Annotated in this window: 17 protein-coding genes; 3 read left to right on the top strand and 14 right to left on the bottom strand. The window is 60.3% G+C overall.

What is annotated here, in order from left to right:
- Positions 1-38: 38 nt before the first annotated feature.
- Both nuoM and nuoN read left to right on the top strand, forming a co-directional pair.
- Positions 39-1,583: an NADH-quinone oxidoreductase subunit M gene (gene nuoM, locus PG888_RS13120; protein WP_182937694.1), complete on the top strand. Its 1,545-nt coding sequence runs from the start codon at positions 39-41 to the stop codon at positions 1,581-1,583.
- Positions 1,580-3,043, top strand: a complete 1,464-nt coding sequence (gene nuoN, locus PG888_RS13115; protein ID WP_139408725.1) for an NADH-quinone oxidoreductase subunit NuoN — start codon at positions 1,580-1,582, stop codon at positions 3,041-3,043. The genes nuoM and nuoN overlap by 4 nt, the downstream gene beginning before the upstream one ends.
- A gap of 242 nt (positions 3,044-3,285) precedes the next feature.
- Here nuoN and purL read toward each other — a convergent pair whose 3' ends face one another.
- Positions 3,286-7,215, bottom strand: a complete 3,930-nt coding sequence (gene purL, locus PG888_RS13110; RefSeq protein ID WP_182937695.1) for a phosphoribosylformylglycinamidine synthase — start codon at positions 7,213-7,215, stop codon at positions 3,286-3,288.
- Between the two features lie 149 nt (positions 7,216-7,364).
- Here purL and mltF point away from each other — a divergent pair, with 149 nt between their 5' ends.
- Positions 7,365-8,849, top strand: coding sequence for a membrane-bound lytic murein transglycosylase MltF (mltF, locus tag PG888_RS13105; RefSeq protein WP_182937696.1), 1,485 nt, complete (start codon positions 7,365-7,367; stop codon positions 8,847-8,849).
- 372 nt (positions 8,850-9,221) lie between these two features.
- Here the strand turns inward: mltF and PG888_RS13100 are convergent, their stop codons facing one another.
- From PG888_RS13100 to fdx, 13 genes are all read right to left on the bottom strand, one after another.
- A complete protein-coding gene (locus PG888_RS13100; protein WP_005344872.1) occupies positions 9,222-9,446 on the bottom strand; it encodes a zinc ribbon domain-containing protein in 225 nt (74 codons plus the stop codon).
- Positions 9,447-9,570: 124 nt separating this feature from the next.
- The gene (gene der / locus PG888_RS13095) at positions 9,571-11,067 is read right to left on the bottom strand and encodes a ribosome biogenesis GTPase Der (protein WP_042063432.1); all 1,497 of its coding nucleotides are present in this window, start codon (positions 11,065-11,067) and stop codon (positions 9,571-9,573) included.
- A gap of 74 nt (positions 11,068-11,141) precedes the next feature.
- Positions 11,142-12,326: an outer membrane protein assembly factor BamB gene (bamB, locus tag PG888_RS13090; protein ID WP_058053749.1), complete on the bottom strand. Its 1,185-nt coding sequence runs from the start codon at positions 12,324-12,326 to the stop codon at positions 11,142-11,144.
- Complete coding sequence (locus tag PG888_RS13085; RefSeq protein WP_182937697.1) at positions 12,319-12,969, bottom strand: YfgM family protein; 651 nt, start codon at positions 12,967-12,969, stop codon at positions 12,319-12,321. Before PG888_RS13085 ends, bamB begins: the two co-directional genes overlap by 8 nt.
- A 3-nt stretch (positions 12,970-12,972) precedes the next feature.
- On the bottom strand, positions 12,973-14,250 hold the full coding sequence (hisS, locus tag PG888_RS13080; protein ID WP_033136069.1) for a histidine--tRNA ligase: 1,278 nt from the start codon (positions 14,248-14,250) through the stop codon (positions 12,973-12,975).
- 138 nt (positions 14,251-14,388) lie between these two features.
- On the bottom strand, positions 14,389-15,504 hold the full coding sequence (ispG, locus tag PG888_RS13075; RefSeq protein WP_182937698.1) for a flavodoxin-dependent (E)-4-hydroxy-3-methylbut-2-enyl-diphosphate synthase: 1,116 nt from the start codon (positions 15,502-15,504) through the stop codon (positions 14,389-14,391).
- Between the two features lie 10 nt (positions 15,505-15,514).
- Positions 15,515-16,483 carry a cytoskeleton protein RodZ gene (gene rodZ / locus PG888_RS13070; RefSeq protein WP_182937699.1) on the bottom strand — a complete coding sequence of 323 codons (969 nt, stop codon included), beginning with the start codon at positions 16,481-16,483 and terminating at the stop codon, positions 15,515-15,517.
- Positions 16,473-17,264: a PilW family type IVa pilus biogenesis/stability lipoprotein TapF gene (gene tapF / locus PG888_RS13065; protein WP_270693518.1), complete on the bottom strand. Its 792-nt coding sequence runs from the start codon at positions 17,262-17,264 to the stop codon at positions 16,473-16,475. The genes rodZ and tapF overlap by 11 nt, the downstream gene beginning before the upstream one ends.
- An 11-nt stretch (positions 17,265-17,275) precedes the next feature.
- Entirely contained in the window at positions 17,276-18,379 is a 1,104-nt protein-coding gene (locus PG888_RS13060) for a bifunctional tRNA (adenosine(37)-C2)-methyltransferase TrmG/ribosomal RNA large subunit methyltransferase RlmN (RefSeq protein ID WP_033136073.1), read from the bottom strand.
- A gap of 167 nt (positions 18,380-18,546) precedes the next feature.
- Positions 18,547-18,975 carry a nucleoside-diphosphate kinase gene (ndk, locus tag PG888_RS13055; protein ID WP_033136074.1) on the bottom strand — a complete coding sequence of 143 codons (429 nt, stop codon included), beginning with the start codon at positions 18,973-18,975 and terminating at the stop codon, positions 18,547-18,549.
- Positions 18,976-19,243: 268 nt separating this feature from the next.
- Positions 19,244-20,527, bottom strand: a complete 1,284-nt coding sequence (gene pepB, locus PG888_RS13050) for an aminopeptidase PepB (protein WP_182937700.1) — start codon at positions 20,525-20,527, stop codon at positions 19,244-19,246.
- Positions 20,524-21,828 (bottom strand): aminopeptidase PepB, encoded by a 1,305-nt coding sequence (gene pepB / locus PG888_RS13045; RefSeq protein WP_182937701.1) that lies wholly within the window; start codon positions 21,826-21,828, stop codon positions 20,524-20,526. Before pepB (PG888_RS13045) ends, pepB (PG888_RS13050) begins: the two co-directional genes overlap by 4 nt.
- Before the next feature lie 173 nt (positions 21,829-22,001).
- Positions 22,002-22,340, bottom strand: a complete 339-nt coding sequence (fdx, locus tag PG888_RS13040) for an ISC system 2Fe-2S type ferredoxin (protein WP_005333808.1) — start codon at positions 22,338-22,340, stop codon at positions 22,002-22,004.

Raw genomic sequence — 22,340 nt, 5'->3', positions numbered from 1 at the left:
AGCGCAATCTCATATGAACTTGAACGAGAGCTGATACCGTGACCTTACTCTGGATCTTGTTAATTCCTTTCATCGGCGGCTTGCTCTGCTGGCAGATGGAGCGTCTCGGCGGGCAGTTTGTCCGCTGGGTTGCCTTGCTCTCCATGAGCGCCAGCCTGCTGCTCTCCTGTGCCATCTGGCTCGGCAGTGACTTCTCGCTTGCCACGACGGGTCTCGACAGCGCGGGCGTCACCGGTGCCGCCTCCGCCTGGGCCGCCGAGTGGCGCCTGCCATGGATCCCCCGCTTTGGCATCTCTCTGCATCTGGCGGTGGATGGCTTGTCGCTCTTGATGGTGATCCTCACCTGCTTTATCGGGGTGCTGGCCATCCTCTGTTCGTGGAAAGAGATCGTGCAGCGCATCGGCTTCTTCCACCTCAACCTGCTCTGGATCCTGGGCGGCGTGCTCGGCGTCTTCATGGCGCTGGACCTGTTCCTCTTCTTCTTCTTCTGGGAGATGATGCTGGTCCCCATGTACTTCCTGATTGCGCTCTGGGGCCACTCGGTCACTGACGGAAAATCACGGATCAACGCCGCGACCAAGTTCTTTATCTACACCCAGGTTTCGGGCCTTGTCATGCTGGTGGCTATCATCGGGCTGGTGCTGACCCACCAGCATGCCACCGGTGTCTTCACCTTCAACTATCTGGATCTGCTCAACACCCCGATGAGCAAGGGCGTTCAGTGGCTGCTGATGCTGGGCTTCTTTATCGCCTTTGCGGTCAAGATGCCGCTGGTGCCACTGCACGGCTGGCTGCCGGATGCCCACAGTCAGGCACCGACCGCAGGCTCGGTGGATTTGGCCGGGATCTTGCTGAAAACCGCCGCCTACGGTCTGCTGCGCTTTGCCCTGCCGCTCTTCCCCGAAGCCTCTGCCGAATTTGCCCCCTACGCCATGGTGCTGGGCCTGATCGGCATCGTCTACGGGGCCATCGTGGCGTTCGGTCAGACCGACATCAAACGGCTGGTGGCCTACACCAGCATCTCCCACATGGGCTTTGTGATGATCGCCATCTACTCGGGTAGCGAGCTGGCGCTGCAAGGCGCCGTGGTACAGATGATCGCCCACGGGCTGTCTGCTGCCGGTCTCTTTATCCTCTGCGGTCAGCTCTACGAGCGGTTGCACACCCGGGATCTGCGCCAGATGGGTGGCCTGTGGGGACGCCTGCGCTATCTGCCGGGCGTGATGCTGTTCTTCTCGGTGGCGTCACTCGGCATGCCAGGCACTGGCAACTTCGTCGGCGAGTTCCTGATCCTGGTCGGCAGCTTCCAGGTGGCCCCGGTGATCACGGCGGTCGCCACCTTCGGTCTGGTGCTGGCCTCGGTCTACTCCCTCATCATGCTGCAGCGCGCCTGCTTTGGCCCCGCCAAGGATGAGAGCGTGCTCAAGGGACTGGATCGCCGCGAGCTGACCATGATGATGGTGATCGCCGGTCTCCTGGTACTGCTTGGCCTCTATCCCCAACCCGTGATTGATACCGCCAGCAGCAGCCTTATCAACGTGCTGCACTGGTATCTGCTGCCAACTGCTGGAGCCCTGCAATGACTTTCTCCGCTTCCCAACTGCTGGCACTGCTTCCCCTGCTGTTGACCACCGGGGCCATGGCGGCCCTGATGCTGGCCATCGCCTGGCGCCGCTGTGTCACCACCGCCTTTACCGTGACCATTGTTGGCCTCAATCTGGCGCTGTTCTCGCTGCCCATCGTGATGGCGCAGGGTGATCAAGGGGTCACCCCGCTGCTGCAAGTCGACAGTTACGCCGTCTTCTACATGGGACTGGTACTGATCGGCGCTCTGGCCACCTGTACCTTCGGCCAGTCATGGTTGAAAGCCTACCCGGACAACCGGGAAGAGTTCTTCCTACTACTGCTGATCGCCACCGCCGGTGGTCTGGTGCTGGCCTGCTCCCGCCATCTCGCCTCCCTGTTTATCGGGATCGAGATGCTGACCCTGCCGATGTTCGGTCTGGTGGGCTACGCCTACCGCGAGCGCCACTCGCTGGAAGCGGCGGTGAAATACATGGTGCTCTCTGCCGCCGCCACCGCCTTCCTGCTGTTTGGCATGGCGCTGCTCTATGCACAGGCAGGCAGCCTGAGCTTTGCCGCCCTAGGGCAGACCCTGGCCGAGAGCCCGGCTCACCATCCGCTGCTGATGGGCGGTTTGGGGCTAATGCTGGTCGGCTTTGCCTTCAAATTGTCGCTCGCCCCCTTCCACCTCTGGACACCGGATGTCTATGAAGGTGCGCCGGCTCCGGTCGCCACCTTCCTCGCGACCGTCAGCAAGGTGGCGGTCTTTGCCGTGCTGCTGCGCTTCTATCTGGCGGTACCGGCGGCGAGCGATCCCATGATCCACTGGCTGCTGGCGGCCATGGCGGTCATCTCCATCCTGGTCGGCAACCTGCTGGCACTGGTGCAGACCAACGTCAAACGGATGCTGGGTTACTCTTCCATCTCCCACTTCGGTTACCTGCTGGCGGTGATCGTGGCGAGCCGCATCGGCCAGATGCCGGTGGAAGCGGCCGGGGTCTACCTGCTGATGTATCTGTTCACCAGCCTGGGTGCCTTTGGCGTGGTGAGCATGATGTCGAGCCCCTATCGCGGCAAGGATGCAGACTCCCTGCACAGCTATCGCGGCCTGTTCTGGAAGCGCCCATACCTCACTGCCGTGCTGACGGTGATGATGCTCTCCTTGGCGGGTATCCCGATGACCCTCGGCTTTATCGGCAAGTTCTACCTCATCGGCGTCACCGTCGAGGCGCAGCTCTGGTGGCTCTCCGGTGCCATCGTGCTCGGCAGCGCGCTGGGTCTCTACTACTACCTCAAGGTGATGGTGACCCTCTATCTGCGCGAACCGGGCATGCAGCAGCGCGATGCCAGCGCCGACTGGGCACTCTCCTCCGGTGGTGTGGTAGTGCTGCTCTCTGCCGCTCTGGTGGTGTTGCTGGGGCTCTATCCCCAGCCGGTCATCAGCCTGGTACAAGGGTTCCAGCACGTGGTATTGCAATAACCTCCGTCGTTACCCCTCATCATTACCCGTCAAAACCGGCAGCCAAGGCTGCCGTTTTTTTTATCGACCCCTTCCCCTTAAACCATTTGCAGGGCTTGAATCGATTCTCCCCTCATCAACGTACTGGGCGACGAAGCCATTGGTTGACTTGGCACCTTGCCTGCCTGACCCACTCAGTTGAACCATAAAAAAACCGGCCAAATTTGGCCGGTTTCTGTTGTTACGCGCTAGCGTCGTCTCTATTAACCCAGACGGACCCGGGCGTTGCGGAACATCCGCATCCAGGCGCCATCTTCGCCCCAGTTGTCGGGGTGCCAGGAGTTGGCCACGGTACGGAACACCCGCTCCGGGTGCGGCATCATGATGGTGGCGCGACCATCGATGGTGGTCACGGCGGTGATACCATCCGGCGAGCCGTTCGGGTTGGCCGGGTATTGCTCGGTCACGCTGCCACGGTTGTCCACGAAACGCAGCCCCACCAGACCGCTGGCTTGCAGCGCGCTCAGGTGAGCGGCATCGCGCACCTCGACACGCCCTTCCCCATGGGAAACGGCAATCGGCATCACGGAGCCTGCCATGCCGGCAAAGAAGGCGGACGGAGAGTCTTGCACCTCTACCAGACTGAAGCGTGCCTCGAAGCGCTCGGAGCGGTTGCGCACAAAGCGCGGCCACAGATCGGCACCCGGGATGAGGTCTCGCAAGTTGGACATCATCTGACAACCGTTGCAGACACCCAGAGAGAGGGTATCGCCACGCTCGAAGAAGCGCTGGAACTGTTCGCGGGCGTTGTCGTTGAACAGGATGGACTTGGCCCAGCCTTCACCGGCACCCAGCACGTCACCGTAGGAGAAGCCGCCACAGGCCACCAGGGTCTGGAACTCCTCCAGCTTGATACGACCGGAGAGAATGTCGCTCATGTGCACGTCCACCGCCGCGAAACCGGCACGGTCGAACGCCGCCGCCATCTCCACGTGGGAGTTGACTCCCTGCTCGCGCAGCACCGCCAGACGGGGGGAGACACCACGGGCGATATAGGGGGCAGCCACATCCTCGGACGGGTTGTAAGTCAGCTTGGCATGCAGACCCGGATCGGTGGCGTCCTGACGGGCCGCGTGCTCACTGTCGGCGCACGCCGGGTTGTCACGCAGACGCTGCATCTGCCAGCTGGTTTCGCCCCAGATGGTGCGCAGCGCAGTGCGGTTGGCGCGATAGACCTCCTGACCGGCGCGCTGCAGGGTGATGAGATCCCCTTCGCGCACAGTGCCGAGCACATGAGAGCAGGCCGCCAGGCCGTGACCGGCCAGCAGGGTCATCACCGCCTCTTTATCTTCACGGCGCACCTGAATGACGGCGCCCAACTCTTCGTTGAACAGCGCCGGCAGCAGATCGCCACCGATGCGATCGAGCTGGATGTCGAGGCCGCAATGACCAGCAAACGCCATCTCGGTCAGGGTGACGAACAGGCCGCCGTCAGAGCGGTCGTGGTAGGCGATCAGTTTGCGATCGGCCACCAGCGCCTGAATGGCGTTGAAGAAGCCCTTGAGCTGAACCGGATTGTCGAGATCCGGCGCCTTGTCGCCCAGCTGGCGATAGACCTGCGCCAGCGCCGAGGCGCCGAGGCGCTGCTTGCCGTTGCCAAGGTCGATGAGGATAAGGTCGGTCTCACCGAGATCGGTACGCAACTGCGGGGTGACGGTGTTGCGCACATCCTCGACCCGGGCAAACGCCGAGATGAGCAGAGAGAGCGGCGAGGTGACGCTTTGCTCCTTGCCATCCTGCTGCCAGCGGGTCTTCATGGACATGGAGTCCTTGCCCACCGGAATGGTGATGCCCAAGGCCGGGCAGAGCTCCTCGCCCACCGCCTTGACCGCCTCATAGAGACCGGCATCTTCACCCGGGTGACCGGCAGCGGCCATCCAGTTGGCGGAGAGCTTGACCCGCTTCAGTGACCCGATGTGGGTTGGCGCCAGGTTGGTGAGCGCTTCCGCCACCGCCATACGAGCAGAGGCGGCGTGGGAGAGCAGCGCGACCGGGGTGCGCTCGCCCATCGACATGGCTTCGCCGTGATAGCTGTCGTAGGTGGCGGCGGTGACGGCGCAATCGGCCACCGGGATCTGCCAGGGGCCAACCATCTGGTCGCGGTTAACCAGACCGGTCACGCTGCGATCGCCGATGGTGATAAGGAAGGATTTCTCCGCCACGGTCGGCAGGCGCAGTACCCGCTCGGCCGCGTCACTCAAAGTGATGCCATCGAGCTGGAGTGCTTTGCCTTGGGCAGGCAGGGTCACCACATCGCGGTGCATCTTGGGCGCCTTGCCGAGCAGCACATCCAGCGGCAGATCGATGGGCTGGTTGTCAAAGTGGCTGTCAGAGAGGGTGAGATGCTTCTCTTCGGTCGCGGTGCCGATCACGGCGTAAGGCGCTCGCTCACGCTCGCACAGCGCCTTGAACAGCGGCAGCTTGTCCTGCGCTACCGCCAGCACATAACGCTCCTGGGATTCGTTGCACCAGATCTCCAGCGGGCTCATGCCCGGCTCGTCGCTCTGGATGGCGCGCAAATCGAAGCGACCGCCGCGCTCGCCGTCGTTGACCAGCTCCGGCATGGCATTGGAGAGACCACCCGCCCCCACATCATGGATAAAGACGATGGGGTTGTCGTCACCCAGCTGCCAGCAGCGATCGATCACCTCCTGACAACGGCGCTCCATCTCGGGGTTGTCGCGCTGCACCGAGGCAAAATCGAGATCTTCGGCCGACTGGCCGGAGGCCATGGATGAAGCCGCGCCGCCGCCCAGACCGATGTTCATCGCCGGGCCACCCAGCACGATCAGCGCAGCGCCGACCGGGATCTCCCCTTTCTGGACATGTTCGGTGCGGATGTTGCCGATGCCGCCCGCCAGCATGATGGGCTTGTGATAACCACGCACCTCGATGCCGTTGTGGCTCGGCACCTCCTCTTCGAAGGTACGGAAGTAACCGAGAATGGCCGGACGGCCGAATTCGTTGTTGAACGCGGCGCCGCCGAGCGGCCCCTCCTGCATGATGTCAAAGGCACTGACGATGCGGCTCGGCTTGCCGAAATCCTGCTCCCAGGGCTGCTCGAAGCCGGGGATCCGCAGGTTGGATACGGAGAAACCGACCAGACCCGCCTTGGGCTTGGCACCGCGACCGGTGGCACCCTCGTCACGGATTTCGCCGCCGGAGCCGGTGGCCGCCCCCGGGAACGGAGAGATGGCGGTCGGGTGGTTGTGGGTCTCCACCTTCATCAGGATGTCGACCTGCTCCTGATGATACTGGTACTCGCCGTTGGCCGGGCTCGGGAAGAAGCGGCCACCCTGGCTCCCTTCCATCACAGCGGCGTTGTCTTTATAGGCAGAGAGGACATAATCCGGCGTCTGCTCGAAGGTGTTCTTGATCATCTTGAACAGCGACTTGGGCTGCTGTTCGCCATCGATGGTCCAGTCGGCATTGAAGATCTTGTGACGGCAGTGCTCGGAGTTCGCTTGGGCGAACATATAGAGCTCGATGTCGTTGGGGTTACGACCCAACTTAGTGAAGTTCTCCACCAGATAGTCAATTTCGTCATCGGCCAGCGCCAGACCCAGCGCCACGTTGGCCTCGGCCAGCGCGGCACGGCCACCGCCCAGTACATCGACCTGGGTGAAGGGGCGCGGCTCGTGGTGAGCAAACAGGGCGCTCGCCGCGTCCATGTCGGCAAACACCACTTCCATCATCCGATCATGCAGCACGGCGGCAATGGCGCTGCGCTGGGCGGCACTCAATTCACCCTTCATCGTCAGGTAATAAGCAATACCACGCTCCAGCCGCTTGACCTGTTTCAGGCCGCAGTTGTGGGCAATGTCGGTTGCTTTGGAAGACCAGGGGGAGATAGTGCCGGGGCGGGGGGTAACAAGAAACAGCTGACCGCTGGGGGTGTGTTCGGGGATGGTCGGGCCGTAGCGCAAGAGCTGGCCCAAGGTCGCTCGCTCGGGGGGAGAGAGGGGGCTTGTCAGCTCGGCAAAGTGCACATACTCGGCATAGACATCCTCTATCTCTACTCCGCTCTCTACTCCACTCTCCGTACCACTCTCATTTCTCATCTGTGCGAAGCGTTGCAGCAGTTTTTGGACACGAAAATCAGACAGTGCTGGGGCACCACGCAAGATATCCATATGACCTTTCTCACCAAGTTTTAAAGTGGGGGGGAATTGAGACGCGCGTATTATAGGGATCTGGCTCACGCCGGACAAACGTTTTTCTCACTTCGTGCAGTGTGACTCTGCGCACACTCTCTGGTATAAAGGTGCCTCTTTTTTGACAAATGCCGATTTTTTCAACAAAGGTACTCACCTACTTGCGCTGCATTTTTCGACTGTTTATCGGGCTGTTGTTGACGCTGACTCTGGTTGGCTGCGACTTCTATAGCCCCTCCAGCCAGCTGGAGCAGATCCGCCAGCGAGGCGAGATCCGGGTTGGCACCATCTATGGTCCCACCTCTTATTACCAGCGTGATGACCTCGCCCAGGGGTTCGATTACGAGCTGGCGCAAAACTATGCCGACTGGTTGGGGGTGAAACTCACCATCATTCCGGTCGACACCACTGACGAACTGGTCGCCCTGCTGAAAAAGGGCAAACTCGATCTGGCCGCCGCCGCCATCATGGTCACCCCCGAGCGGCGCGAGCTGTTTCGCTTTGGCCCTGGCTTCTATCAGGTCTCCCCCAAGCTGGTCTACCGCAACGGCAAACCCAAGCCGGCTTCGTTGAACGACATCAAGGGCAAACTGGTCGTCGCCGCAGGCTCCACCGGGGAAGATCTGCTCAAAGAGATGAGCAAGGAGAATCCGGGACTGACGTGGAGCACCAGCCACAATGCCGATGTGGAGGAGCTGCTCAAGCAGGTGGTGGATGGCAAGATTGACTACACGGTGGTGCAGGATACCGTGCTGGCCCGTACCCAGCGCTACTACCCGGAGCTCACCGAGGGGCTGACCCTGGCCCAGAAGCAGACCGTCGCCTGGGCCATGAGCAAGCTGCCCGATGACAGCCTCTATGCCAGCGTGATCGACTTCTTCGGCCAGCGCTTCATGGATGGGGCCATCGCCAAGCTGGACGAGAAGTACTTCGGCCACGTGCAGAACTTCGACTTTGTCGATACCCGCACCTTCCTCAAGCGCGCCAAGAGCCTGCTGCCCAAGTACCAGCCGCTGTTCCAGACTCACGCCAAGAATATCGACTGGCGCCTGCTCGCCGCCATCAGCTATCAGGAGTCCCACTGGGACCCGCAGGCCCGCTCCTACACCGGCGTGCGCGGCATGATGATGCTGACCGAGCCCACCGCCAAGGCGATGGGGGTCAACGACCGGCTCCATCCGGAAGAGAGCATCAAGGGGGGTTCCCTCTATCTGCAACAGATGATGGAGAAGGTGCCGGACTCGGTGCCCGATGACGAGAAGGTGTGGTTTGCCCTCACCGCCTACAACATCGGTTACGGCCACATGATGGATGCCCGCCGCCTGGCCAAGGATCTTGGCAAGAATCCCGACGCCTGGAGCGACGTGAAAGAGGTGCTGCCGCTGCTGCAACAGGCGCGCTGGCATCGCAAGGTGCGTTACGGCTATGCCCGTGGCAGCGAGGCGCGCAACTATGTCAACAACGTGCGCCAGTACTACCAGAGCCTGCTGTGGCTCGACAACGAGCAGCAGAAGGCACACCAGCGGGAGAGTCTCGACAACGACAGCGAGCCGGAGCTGGCCGAGCGCCCCACCATCATCGCCGAGGTGGTCAATCAGATCACCTTGCGCTAACCAGCCATTATTCGGCTGTTGTCACGCAAATTTCTCTGTTACCATCGATTCACATCGGAGCCTATCCGAAATCGCATTGTTTTCATTATGTTGAGAGATTAAATAACAGCAATTTCGGATGGGCTCCATCAATGACCCAAGGCCGGGACGGCCACCCAGTTGGGAGGAGACCAAGATGCAAAAACGTAGAAAAATCAGTCTGGTCAGAAAAGCGAAGTGCAGCTGGAGCCCCAGACGCAAACTCAAGCTTAATGACATCAAGCGCAACTTGTGGCGCAGAAATCGATCCTATACCCTGCTTATTGCAGAGCACACAGCATAAACCCGGCATTCGCCGGGTTTTTTTATCTTCTTTCTCACCTGACTACCGTCTTACACCAGCGCCGCCTTGAACTGCACCGTCCGCTTGGAGATCAGCGAGTTGCAGTGGTTGCAGAAGTAATCCACCGCACCACACGCCTTGAGACGCTCCAGCTCCTGCTGGCAGGTGGGACAGATGGCAGTGACACGAACAGGGGCCTGGCACTGACCACAGGTCTGTTCCTTGCTGCGGGTATCCAGTTCAGCCTGGCATGATGGGCAAAGCAGCGCTTCCATTGTCGACTCCTCATAAAGTGAACCTGCGATGGGCTTGCCCATGGCGGGTTCCCCTCCCCGCCGGACATCACGCCACTGCAGGGGGAATAACAAAGCGGCTGCCGGTGAGGGCAGCCGCAAGGACTTATTTCTTCTTCATTTTCAGCAGGCGTTTGCGCTGACGTTCCTGACTCAGGGTCATGGTGTTCTTCTTGCCTTCAAACGGGTTGACCGACTCCTGGAACTCGACCCGGATCGGCGAGCCCATGATCTTGAGGGACTTGCGGAAGTAGTTCATCAGGTAACGCTTGTAGGAATCCGGCAAATCGTTCAGCTGGTTGCCGTGGATCACGATGCGCGGCGGGTTGTAGCCACCGGCGTGCGCATACTTGAGCTTGACGCGGCGACCGTTGACCATCGGCGGTTGGTGATCTTCCTGCGCCATCTGCATGATGCGGGTCAGCATCGCTGTGCTGGTACGACGGGTGGCGGACTGATAAGCCTCCTGAATGGATTCAAACAGGTGGCCAACACCGCTGCCGTGCAGGGCGGAGATGAAGTGGACGCGGGCGAAGTCGATGAAGCCCAAGCGACGATCCAGCTCGTTCTTCACATCCTCTTTCACCTTCTGATCCAGACCATCCCACTTGTTCACCACCAGCACCACGGAGCGGCCGGAGTGGAGCACGAAACCGAGGATGCTCAAATCCTGATCGGTGATGGTCTCCTGGGCGTCGATCACAAGCAGGCAGACGTTGGCATCTTCGATGGCTTTCAGGGTTTTGATGACGGAGAACTTCTCCACCGTCTCGTGTACCTTGCCACGACGACGCACACCGGCGGTGTCGATAATGACGTACTTCTGCTCGTCACGCTCCATCGGAATGTAGACGGAGTCGCGGGTGGTGCCGGGCATGTCATAGACGATGACCCGATCTTCACCCAGCATGCGGTTGGTCAGGGTCGATTTACCGACGTTGGGACGACCGACGATGGCAAACTTGATGGGCAGGTCGGCAAACGGGGTCTCTTTGGTATCTTCCCGGGTGTCCAGATCACCGGCAGCTACCATGCGCAGCAGGGCTTCTTCGTCGAAGTCCTCCTCTTCCTCATCCTGCGCATCTTCATCGGTAGCGGCTTCGACCAGGGTCTCCAGATGGGGAGCCAGGGCCAGTTCCAGCAGGCTCAGCACGCCACGACCGTGGGCGGCCGCGATCTGGTAGACCTCGCCCAGCGCCAGACCGTAAAACTCGGAAACCGCGGAATCACCATCGATGCCATCGGTCTTGTTGGCCACCAGAAATACCTTCTTGTGGGCCTTGCGCAGGTGTTCGGCGATGGCTTGATCCGCCGCGGTCAGACCGGCACGGGCATCCACCATGAACAGCACGACATCCGCTTCTTCGATGGCCAGCAGGGATTGCTCGGCCATCTTCAGCTCGATCCCCTCTTCGGTGCCATCGATACCGCCGGTATCGACCACGATAAATTCCAGCTCGCCCAACTTCGCCTGACCGTATTTACGGTCCCGGGTCAGACCGGGAAAATCGGCAACCAGGGCATCCCGAGTACGGGTCAAGCGGTTAAACAGGGTGGATTTCCCCACGTTGGGGCGGCCCACCAGGGCTACTACAGGAGTCATAAAAGCCTCATTCTCAAGACGACAAAGGCTCCGGGTCCGAAGACCAGGAGCCGGATATTCACATTATCGGACGATCAAGGACGCTTGAGGGCGTACAACTTGCCGTCACGGCTCTGCACATACAGGGTCTCGCCATCCACCAGCGGGGCGGCGTAGAGGCCACTGCTATCGAGCTGCTGCATCGCCTTGATGGTACCGTCGGTACGATCAAGCCAATACAGGTATCCTTCCACATCACCCACCACCACATAGTCACCGAAGATGACAGGTGCAGTGACGGTACGATTCTCCAGCTGGGTGTTGGACCACAGCTCCAGACCATTGCGACGATCGACCGCAAACAGATGGCTGCGGCTGTCGGTCAGCACGATGGCATTACCAGTCATCGCCAGGTCGCGATAGCCGGAATACTTGCGCTTCCACACTTCGTCGCCGGTCATCAGTTTGCGAGCCATCAGCTGACCGTTGTAGGCGATGGCATAGAGCTCATCACCGGCGATCAGCGGGCTGGCATCGACGTCGACCATACGGTCCAGTTCGGTAGCACCGCGGGCATCAGCCACCTTGGACTGACGCACCGGCTGGCCATTGCTCAGCAGGGCAATGCCCACCTTGCCATCGGCACGCCCGTAAATCACGGCGCCGTTGGTGATCACCGGCGCACCGGCACTGCGCAGGGTCAGCGGCGGCTGCTCTTCGGAGAGCGACCACTGCAGCTTGCCTTCGTCAGTATCGAGCGCGATCAGGCGACCGGAGGTGGTCAGCACCACCACGCGGCCATCTTCCACCGCGGGGCTCGCCACCACTTCGCCGGGCACATTGGTCTGCCATAGCACTTCACCGTTCTCTTCGTTCAGGGCATAGACCACCCCGTTCTCGGAGCCGAGGAACAGCTTGCCGTAACGGGAGACCAGGCCACCGGAGAGGCGGGCGCTGCGCTTGTCGGCATTGACCGGCAGGTCAGCCAGATCGACGGTCCAGAGGCGATCGCCGCTGGCCCGATCGAACGCGGTGACATCACCATCACGGGCGGCCGCATAGATGCGATCCTCTTCCACCACCGGCTTGAGCTGGGAGTAGAAGTCACCGATGCCATCACCTACGGTAGATGACCATGCGGTGTCGGCAGTGAAGGCAGATTCAACCACGGGCAGCGGCGCCATCGGGTTGAGATCCTCTTCCGAACTGAACAGGGAGCAACCCTGCAGAGCGAAGGAGACCGCAGCCCCCAGCGCTACCATCTTGAATAGATTACGCATCCGGTGCCTCACCAGTCGCAACGGCCGGCAGGGCCAGATCGTCCATTTTCAGCTTGAGCTCGGCGCTACCCTGCAGGCCGCCGGCATCGGCCGCCGCCTGATAGGCATCACGAGCCTCTTCGGTCTTGCCCTGCTTTTGCAGCACATCGCCACGGGCTTCGGCTACCTGCGCCTTGAAGGCGTCATTCTGGATGGTCGCCAGCTTGGCCAGCGCTTCGTCCGCCTTGCCCTGATCATTCAGCACACGAGCCAGACGCAGGGCCGCGATGGGGCGAATACTCTCGTCGCCGGTGGTCGCCACCAGATTCAGCTGTTCGGCAGCCAGATCCAGCTTGCCCGCCTTGACGGCAGCGGCAGCCAGTTGCAGGGCGGCCAGCTCGGCGTAGGAGTCGCCCTTGTTGGCGGTGACAAACTGCTGCGCCTGCTCGAAACCGGCGGCATCGCCCTTGGCCAGCTGTTCAATCACCTGATTGTAAGCCTGGGAGGAGGCCTCCATGGTCTCTTGCTGGTGCTGGTTGTAATAGCGCCAGCCGAACAGGCCGACCAGACCGATCACGGTCCCGGCAATCACCGAGGTTCCGTTCTCTTTCCACCACTCCTTGATAACCTCAACCTGTTGTTCTTCGGTGGTATAGACTTCCACAGCTTACTCTCCTTTGGCTGCCAGCAGGGCAATGGCGGCGTCAACCTTGACGGTCTGTTGCTCGGCCTGACCACGCAGATATTTGATAGTGATCTCCCCGTTTTGCACCTCGGTTTCACCAAGGATCAGGGCGATTGCCGCGCCGCTCTTGTCGGCACGCTTGAGTTGTTTCTTGAAGTTGCCACCACCGCAGTGGCTCATCAGGCGCAAGTCCGGCAGGGCATCGCGCAGACGCTCGGCCAACTGGAAGCCAGCCTGCTCGGTCCCCTCACCCACCATCGCCAGATAGACATCCACCGCCGGGCGGATATCGGCGTTGAGCTCGAGGGTCTCCAGCATCAGCACCAGACGCTCCATGCCCATGGCGAAGCCCACGGCCGGGGTCGGTTGACCACCGAGCTGCTCCACCAGACCATCGTAGCGGCCACCGGCACAGACGGTGCCCTGGGCACCCAGACTGCTGGTGACCCACTCGAACACGGTCAGGTTGTAGTAGTCAAGGCCACGCACCAGACGCTCGTTCACTTCGTATTTGATACCGGCAGACTCGAGCAGGCGCTTGAGCCCCTCGAAGTGGGCCAGGCTCTCTTCGCCCAGATGGTCGAACAGGCGCGGAGCACCCACCAGAATGGCCTGTACTTTTTCATCCTTGGAGTCGAGCACCCGCAGCGGGTTGCTGTACATGCGGCGCTGGCTCTCTTCGTCCAGCTGATCCTTGTACTGCTCCAGATAGGCCACCAGCGCATCGCGGTAAGCGGCGCGCTCGGCGCTCTGGCCCAGGGTGTTGAGCTGCAGAGTGACATGCTCGCTGATGCCAAACAGACGCCACAGGCGGTGGGTCAGCATGATCAATTCTGCGTCAATATCCGGCCCGTTGATGCCAAACAGCTCGACACCGAACTGGTGGAACTGGCGATAACGGCCCTTCTGGGGACGCTCGTGACGGAACATGGGGCCCATGTACCACATCCGGCGTTCCTGGTTGTAGAGCAGACCGTGTTCGATACCGGCACGGACGCAGCTGGCGGTTCCTTCCGGACGCAGGCTCAGGCTGTCGCCGTTGCGGTCTTCAAAGGTGTACATCTCTTTTTCGACCACGTCGGTCACTTCACCGATGGCGCGCTTGAACAGATGAGTCTGCTCGACAATCGGCATGCGCACTTCGCTGTAGCCATAGCTGGCAACGACTTGGCGCAGGATCTGTTCAACCTTCTGCCATACCGGGCTCTGCTCCGGCAGGCAATCATTCATACCGCGAATAGCTTGGATCTGTTTTGCCACGTTGATACTCGAGAAAAAGAGGTAAAATTTGGCCGCATTATAGGGATTTTCCCCCCCAAGGTAAAATCAGGGAATCCGGATGCGGGATTTAAAATCAGTCACCTGGAAAAAGGACCACCCGATGTGGCCCCGATTTGCTCAATCCTTGTCCACCAGGATCCGGTTGGCGGGATCCATCATGGCGGCCCGGGCGCGAATACGTCGCTCCAGCACCGGAATGAGATCCTTGTTGTCGAGCCGATCGACCCGCTGGCCCCCTTCATAGAAGGCACTCTTGTTGGCGGCACCCGCCAGACCAAGATCAGAGACCAGCGCTTCGCCCGGGCCATTCACCACGCAACCTATGATAGAGACATCCATCGGGGTGATGATGTCCTCGAGCCGCTCTTCCAGCGCGTTGACGGTGGCGATCACATCGAACTCCTGCCGTGAGCAGGAGGGACAGGCGATAAAGTTGATGCCACGGGAGCGAATGCGCAGGGATTTGAGGATATCGAAACCGACCTTCACCTCCTCCACCGGATCCGCCGCCAGCGAGATACGCAGGGTATCGCCGATGCCGTCGGTAAGCAGCATGCCCAGACCAATGGCTGACTTCACCGCGCCGGCACGGAAACCGCCCGCTTCGGTGATGCCCAGATGGAGCGGCTGCTCAATCTGTTTGGCCAGCAGGCGATAGGCACCGACCGCCAGGAACACATCGGAAGCCTTGACGCTCACCTTGAAATCCTGGAAGTCGAGGCGATCGAGATAGTCCACGTGACGCATGGCGGACTCCACCAGCGCTTCGGGGGTCGGCTCGCCGTACTTCTCCTGAATATCTTTCTCCAGCGACCCGCCATTGACCCCGATACGGATCGGGATATTGAGGTCGCGCGCGCAATCGACCACCGAACGCACCCGCTGCTCGTTGCCGATGTTGCCCGGGTTGATACGCAGGCAGTCGGCACCGTACTCGGCCACTTTCAGGGCGATGCGGTAGTCGAAGTGAATATCGGCGACGATGGGAATGCGGGTCTGCTGTTTGATGAGCCGGAACGCTTCCGCCGCTTCCATGGTGGGCACGGAGACACGGACGATATCGGCGCCGACCCGCTCGATCCGCTGGATCTGCTCGACGGTGGCGGTAACATCTGTGGTCTTGGTGTTGGTCATGGTCTGCACGGTAATGGGGGCATCGCCCCCAACCGGTACATTACCAACCATGATCTGTCTGGATTTACGACGAATGATGGGAGATTCGTGAGAAGACATGAGAAACAGGTTACTCCTGCGGCAGTGAGAAGCGGGCAGTACGACCGTTGTTGTAACGGCTCATATCAAACGACTGCCCCTTGTAGTCAAGCTTGACGGCCATCGGCGCGCCAATGATGAACTTCAGGGGCTCGGCGCCTTCCAGCACCAGCTCGTCGTTGGCCTTCTTCAGACCACTGAACAGGGTCTTGCCGTTGGCATCCTTCACATCCAGCCAGCAATCGGCGGTGAAGCTCATCTTCAGTTGCGGTGCCGTCGCAGGATCAACGACAGCCTCATTAGATTCGGTGCCATTGGCGCCGGATACTGCAACATCGGTCACTGTGCCGACATCAGCGTTGACATCGGTCGGGGCCACGGCCGCAGAGGCCGGTGCCAGTGTGGCGCTCGCCTCGGAAACCACCGCAGGGGCAGTCACGTCCGTGGCGGCAGGTGCGACAGTCGCCCCTTCCACCGCATCGGTATTGATCGCATCGGGCGGCGTGATAGCGGGTTCAGCCGGGGTCGAGCTGGTCGCACTCATCTCGGTGGCAGCCAGGGCTTCATCACCGGCAGAGCGACGGGCGGTACTCTGCCACCACCAGGCGACCGAGAGCGCAATCAACACCAGGATCACCAGCCAGGTCACCACCTTGAGCCGACTGTCGTTGGCTTGCTGGCGGGAGCGACGGGAGAAGCTCTGCATGTCGATATTGTCGGGAGGGGTCAGACCCAGCTTGTCATAAGCGGCCAGAATGGTCTCTTCGGGGATCCCGACCAGCTTGGCATAGGTACGCAGATAGCCCCGGATAAAGGTATGGGACGTGTGCTTGTCGTAGGTATCCGATTCGATAGCGGCGATCAGGGTCAGACGAAGGTGAATGCGGGACGCAACCTGTTCTCGTGTCCAGCCAAGCTGTTCACGGGCGTTGCGCAGCAATTGGCCTGGGCCTGCTGCCTGGGAGTCGTCTTGGAAATCGTGTGGCTGTTCAATAGTCATTGGCTAAATAACGCTTGGCTTGTTGCGAAGTGGGATATTGCCTTACCAGCTCAGTCCCGAATTGGTGAAGTAATGCCGGCTTGTCCATCGCCTGTGCCAGCCGCAGTCTCAACCAGAGACTCTCCTCATTCTCGTCTGACACATCGGCAAAACGGGCGAGGTAGGACTGCACATCAGGCAGCTTGCCAGCTTTCATGGAAAGCTCGGCCAAGTCCAGCAATAACCCTGGATTGCGGGGATTATACCCCAAGGCCAGGCGATAGTACTCGCCTGCTTTATCATTTCTGCGATTTTGCAGCGCACAAAGTGCCGCATTTTCATAGGTATCGGCAATTTTTACATAGCCTGGCTGAATAACCGCCTGGTTGAACGCCTGATCTGCCTCGTCATAACGGCCGCGATCACAGAGGAAGGCACCATAGTTGTTCATTGCGTCAGCATTGGACGGATCCATGGCAAGGGCGTTCTTGTAATGGGTCTCGGCTGCCTTGAAATCCCCTACCTTCTGGTAAAAGTAGGCAAAACCGATCTGCACCTGAGGATTGGAGGGGTCATATTGGAGGGCGCGGTCAAGATTGAACTTGGCCTGCTCGGCATTGCCCTGACGCAGGTACTGAATACCCAGGTCGAGACGGGTCTGGGCAGCCGCCTTAAGGTCGGGGCCCACTTCACGCTGGGTCGAATTCTGGCCAGCGTAAGTGGTCTCGGTCACACAGCCAGGCAGCGCGCAGAGCGCTGCCACTACGATCAATGTACGTGTATCCATTCCCTGTCTATACAATGGCTTAGCATTTAAACCATTTTGACGGAAATCCCATCCTGTTGCATCCGATTTTTGATAGTTCGCTTGGTACGGTCAATTACGTCACCCACCAGCTGACCACAGGCGGCGTCGATGTCATCGCCACGGGTCTTGCGGACGATCACGGTGAAACCGTACTCCATCAGCACCTTGGAGAAGCGATCGATGCGGCTGTTGCTCGGCTTGCCGTAAGGGTTGCCCGGGAAGGGGTTGAACGGGATCAGGTTGATCTTGCTCGGGGTGTCCTTGAGTACCTTGGCCAGCTCGTGAGCATGCTGCATATCGTCATTGATATGATCGAGCAGCACATACTCGACGGTCACTCGACCACCGTTGGCGTTTGACTTCTCGAGGTAACGACGGACACCGGCGAGGAACTCCTCGATGTTGTACTTGTCGTTGATCGGCATGATCTCGGAACGCAGCTTGTCGTTCGGGGCATGCAGGGAGATAGCCAGCGCCACGTCGATTTGGTCGCCCAGCTTGTCCAGCGCCGGTACCACACCAGAAGTGGAGATGGTCACCCGGCGCTTGGAGATGCCAAAACCGTAGTCATCCATCATCAGACGCATGGCGGGCACCACGTTGGCCAGGTTGAGCAGCGGCTCGCCCATCCCCATCATCACCACGTTGGTGATGGGGCGCTTGCCACCGACCACGCGGGCAGCACGCCACACCTGACCGATGATCTCGGAGACTTTCAGGTTGCGGTTAAAGCCCTGCTGGGCGGTAGAGCAGAATTTGCACTCCAGCGCACAGCCGACTTGAGAGGAGACGCAAAGGGTCGCACGGTCATCTTCCGGGATATAGACGGTCTCGACTTCCTGATCACCCACCTGCAGGGCCCACTTGATGGTGCCATCGGCAGAGCGCTGCTCGCGGCTGATCTCGGGCGCCTTGATCTCGGCGATCGCCTTGAGGCGCTCTTTGAGCACCTTGTTGACGTTGGTCATCTGATCGAAATCATCACACCCAAAGTGATAGATCCACTTCATTACCTGATCTGCCCGGAATGGCTTCTCGCCCAGTTCGACGAAAAAGGCACGCATGGCATCCCGATCAAGATCCAGCAGGTTGATTTTTGTTTCGCTCATCAATGGCCTCAGTTCAAACACTTCATCAATTATTGGCTGACGACGTCAGGGGGCGGCATTGTACAAATAATGGGTCTGGCTTTCCACCTGGAGAATAGAGGGATATTGCGTAAACGGCGAAAACAACAAAGGGAGCCGAAGCTCCCTTGCAGGTATCAGTCGCGAGATTAGTCGCGGGAGCAGAGCTCGTTTTCGCTGAAGAAGTAAGCGATTTCACGCTGGGCAGAAGCAAAGCTGTCGGCACCATGCACCGCGTTGCGGTCGATGCTCTCGCCGAAGCAGGCACGCAGGGTACCGGCCAGGGCTTGCTCGGGATTGGTCAGCCCCATCAGATCACGGTAACGCTGAACGGCATTTTCCCCTTCCAGCACCTGCACCATGACCGGACCGGAGGTCATAAAGGTCACCAGTGCATCATAGAAAGGACGGCCTTGATGTTCGGCGTAGAAGCCGGCGGCCTGTTCGCTGGTCAGACGCAGCATTTTGGCGGCAACGATGGTCAGGCCAGCGCTTTCCATGCGGTGGTAGATCTCGCCGATCAGATTCTTGCTGACAGCATCCGGTTTGACGATAGAGAAGGTACGTTCGATGGCCATTGATATCTTTCCTTAACTACAGAGATTTATTGTTAGAATCCATGTTCGCTGGCGATTATACGTAAACAAAAACCGGAAAAACACACAAACAAGCAACTTTTTATTAAACATCACTCCCTTGCAATCAACATCCACGCTCATCTTGACCGAGCAGAGCCGGAAAATATGTGCGCTTGCGCACGATAGTGACCTTAAGCCGCCAAAAAACTATCTTTTGCTCACTATTCGAACAGCATGAAAGAAGGCACCCGAAGGTGCCTTGTCTCGTCTATTTGGCTTCCGCCAGCAGGGCCCGCGCAATGGTGCGCATCCCCAAAGTATTGGCCCCCGGCGCCCAGAGAGCATCGCCATTGTCACTGAAGCAGGCCGCCAGATCGATATGCAGCCACCCCATCCCTTCGTTGGCAACGAAACGGGAGAGGAAGCCCGCCGCGTTGGAAGCGCCACCCGGCCCGCCACCCTTCACCGGACGGCTGTTGGCCGTGTCGGCGTAATGGGAGGGGCACTGCTGGCGGTGCCAGGGCTCCAGCGGCAGCGGCCAGGCCGGCTCCTGCTCTGCATCGGCATAGGTCATGGCCCGGCTCACCAATCCCTTGTCGAGGCCAAACAGGGCATTGTAGCGCCCCCCCAGCGCCATCACGGCAGCGCCGGTCAGGGTGGCGGCATCGATGATCAGCGGCGCGCCGGACTCGCTCGCCAGTTGCAGGCCATCGGCCAGCACCAGCCGCCCTTCGGCGTCGGTATTCACAATCTCGACCGTGGTGCCGTTCTTGTAAGTGAGGATATCCCCCAGCTTGTAGGCGTGACCGGAGACCAGGTTCTCGGCGCAGCAGAGGATCAACTTCACCCGCTTGTCGAGCCCGCGCAGCATGGCCAGCGCCAGCGCACCGGTCACAATCGCCGCACCCCCCATGTCGCACTTCATGGTGAGCATCCCCTCGGAGCTCTTCATGGAGTAGCCGCCGGAGTCAAAGGTGATCCCCTTGCCCACCAGCGCCGCTGCCACCGGCGCCTTGGGATCGCGCCCCGGGTTGAAGTCGAGCTCCAGCAATACCGGTTCGCGCGCACTGCCGCGGCCCACCTGATAGAGGCCAACCCAACCGGCCTGTTGCAGCGCTTCGCCTTTCAAAATGCGATGGCTCACCTTGTCCGGCGCCAGCTCGGTAATAAAGGATGCGGCTTCCACTGCCAGCTCCAGCGGGCCCAGCAGCTCCGGGGTGGCATTGGTCATCTCGCGCACCCAGCGGCCACAGAGCCAACGCGCCTCCAGCTCCTCTCTGTCCTCTTCCGAGGACATGGCCCACTGCAGTTGCACCTCCGCCTTGGGGGTTTGCAGACCCTGGGCAAAGGCCCACTGCTGCTCGCGCTCCCAGTGGCCAGCCAGCGTCACTTTCTGGATCCCCTGCAGGCAGAGCCGGCGCGCCGCCTGCTGGATATCGAGTAGCGGATTGGCCGTCACCAGATGGATCACCATGCCGTCGGCGCGGTGAGAGAGCAGCGCCCCCTCCCCCCACTCGGCCGGTGCAAATTCACGACTTAACCAGACATTCATGCGGTTACCTCCTGCAGCCAGCGTGCGATGGTGCGCAGACCGTGACCCTTGGCGCCAGTTGCCCAGAGATCGTTGCCCGATTTTTGATAAGAAGCAGCCAGATCCAGGTGTACCCAGCCTTTGCCCTCATCGCGCACGAAGCGGGAGAGGAACGCAGCAGCCGTGGTGGCACCGGCCGTGCCCTCTGCTGAAGCAACATTGCCCAGATCGGCAAAAGCCGAGGTGAGCTGGCTGGCATGCCAGGGCTCCAGCGGCAGTGCCCATGCCAGCTCATTTTCAACCTTGGCGGCGGCCAGCGCGCGCTGCTGTTCGGTCTCATCGAGGGAAAACACCGCATTGTAATCGCGGCCCAGCGCCATCTTGGCGGCGCCGGTCAGGGTGGCAGCGTCAAGGATATAAGTCGCGCCACTGTCGGAGGCTGCCATCAGGCCATCGGCCAGCACCAGACGACCTTCCGCATCGGTGTTCTGGATCTCGACCGAAACCCCATTCTTGTAGGTGAGGATGTCGCCCAGCTTGAAGGCGTGGCCGGAGACCAGGTTCTCGGCGCAGCAGAGAATGAGCTTCACCCGCTGGTTCAAACCACGGCTGATGGCCAGCGCCAGCGCGCCGGTGACCATGGCTGCACCGCCCATGTCGGACTTCATCGGCAGCATGTTGTCAGAGGACTTCATGGAGTAGCCACCGGAATCAAAAGTGATCCCCTTGCCCACCAGCGCCGCCACCACGGGCGCATGGCGATCACCGGTCGGGTTGTAGTCAAGCTCCAGCAGCACCGGCTCGCGCTCGCTGCCACGGCCGACCGACCAGATCCCGATATGGCCGGACTCGCGCAGCGCTTCACCGGCGGTGATGCGGGCAGTAACCTGATCCCCAGCCAGACCACGAATAAGCAACAGGGCCGATTCCGCCAGACTCATGGGGTAGATCTCTTCTGGACAGCCATTGGTGATGTCACGTACCCAGCGGGCCGCCTTGAGCAGCGCATCCAGTTCACGGGCGTCCGCATCGCGCTGCTGGCCGAAATCCAGTTCACGCGCACCCTTCGCGGCGTAGAACCCCTGGGCGAACGCATAGCGACGCTCCAGATCCCACTCCTCACCGGCCAGCGTCACCCGCTTGATCCCGCTCGATTCGAGGCGACGGGCGGCGCGCTGAACGGTGCGCAGAACATCCTTCTCCTGACCGGCTGCACCGAGATGGATCAGTGCCTCGTCGCCATTGAAACTGAGCTGGGCGCCCTCGCCCCAATGGGCGGCCGCAGCCTGGGTGGATAACGCTACCTTCATCATGTCAGCCATCGTGTTTGCTTCCTTTTTACTGGCACTATTTATAAGCACTCTTTATGGGAAAGAGCTTATTGGCAAAGCGAGAATAACGAATACAAAAAAGGCCGTGCCCCCGAGGGTCACGGCCTTCCACCATATCACCGAAGCACCACAGGATGCTGCACGTGCAATTCACTCATGTGTAATTAATGGCGCTCTGAGGCAAGGTTCAGGGTGTACTTGGGCAGTTCCACCACCAGATCCTCGTCCGCCAGTTTTGCCTGGCAGCTGAGGCGCGATTCCGGCTCCAGTCCCCACGCCTTGTCCAGCATATCGTCTTCCAGCTCGTCGCTTGGCTCGAGAGAGTCAAAGCCCTCGCGCACCACACAATGGCAGGTAGTGCAGGCACAGGATTTCTCGCAGGCGTGCTCGATCTCGATACCGTTGCGCAGCGCCACATCCAGAATGGTCTCACCACTTTGCCCCTCGAGGGCGGCGCCATCCGGACAGAGTACGGGATGAGGAAGAATGATCAGTTTTGGCAT

Origin of the sequence: Aeromonas sp. QDB23 (assembly GCF_027707745.1) — a bacterium.
In the GTDB taxonomy this organism is placed as follows: Bacteria; Pseudomonadota; Gammaproteobacteria; order Enterobacterales; family Aeromonadaceae; genus Aeromonas; species Aeromonas allosaccharophila.
This window is presented reverse-complemented; position numbering and strand designations above follow the sequence as displayed.

Coding starts and splice junctions, on each gene's coding strand:
- nuoN (WP_139408725.1), top strand. CDS start 1,580: ATGACTTTCTCCGCTTCCCAACTGCTGGCACTGCTTCCCCTGCTGTTG.
- purL (WP_182937695.1), bottom strand. CDS start 7,215: ATGGATATCTTGCGTGGTGCCCCAGCACTGTCTGATTTTCGTGTCCAA.
- mltF (WP_182937696.1), top strand. CDS start 7,365: ATGCCGATTTTTTCAACAAAGGTACTCACCTACTTGCGCTGCATTTTT.
- PG888_RS13100 (WP_005344872.1), bottom strand. CDS start 9,446: ATGGAAGCGCTGCTTTGCCCATCATGCCAGGCTGAACTGGATACCCGC.
- der (WP_042063432.1), bottom strand. CDS start 11,067: ATGACTCCTGTAGTAGCCCTGGTGGGCCGCCCCAACGTGGGGAAATCC.
- bamB (WP_058053749.1), bottom strand. CDS start 12,326: ATGCGTAATCTATTCAAGATGGTAGCGCTGGGGGCTGCGGTCTCCTTC.
- ispG (WP_182937698.1), bottom strand. CDS start 15,504: ATGTCTTCTCACGAATCTCCCATCATTCGTCGTAAATCCAGACAGATC.
- rodZ (WP_182937699.1), bottom strand. CDS start 16,483: ATGACTATTGAACAGCCACACGATTTCCAAGACGACTCCCAGGCAGCA.
- PG888_RS13060 (WP_033136073.1), bottom strand. CDS start 18,379: ATGAGCGAAACAAAAATCAACCTGCTGGATCTTGATCGGGATGCCATG.
- ndk (WP_033136074.1), bottom strand. CDS start 18,975: ATGGCCATCGAACGTACCTTCTCTATCGTCAAACCGGATGCTGTCAGC.
- pepB (WP_182937700.1), bottom strand. CDS start 20,527: ATGAATGTCTGGTTAAGTCGTGAATTTGCACCGGCCGAGTGGGGGGAG.
- pepB (WP_182937701.1), bottom strand. CDS start 21,828: ATGGCTGACATGATGAAGGTAGCGTTATCCACCCAGGCTGCGGCCGCC.
- fdx (WP_005333808.1), bottom strand. CDS start 22,340: ATGCCAAAACTGATCATTCTTCCTCATCCCGTACTCTGTCCGGATGGC.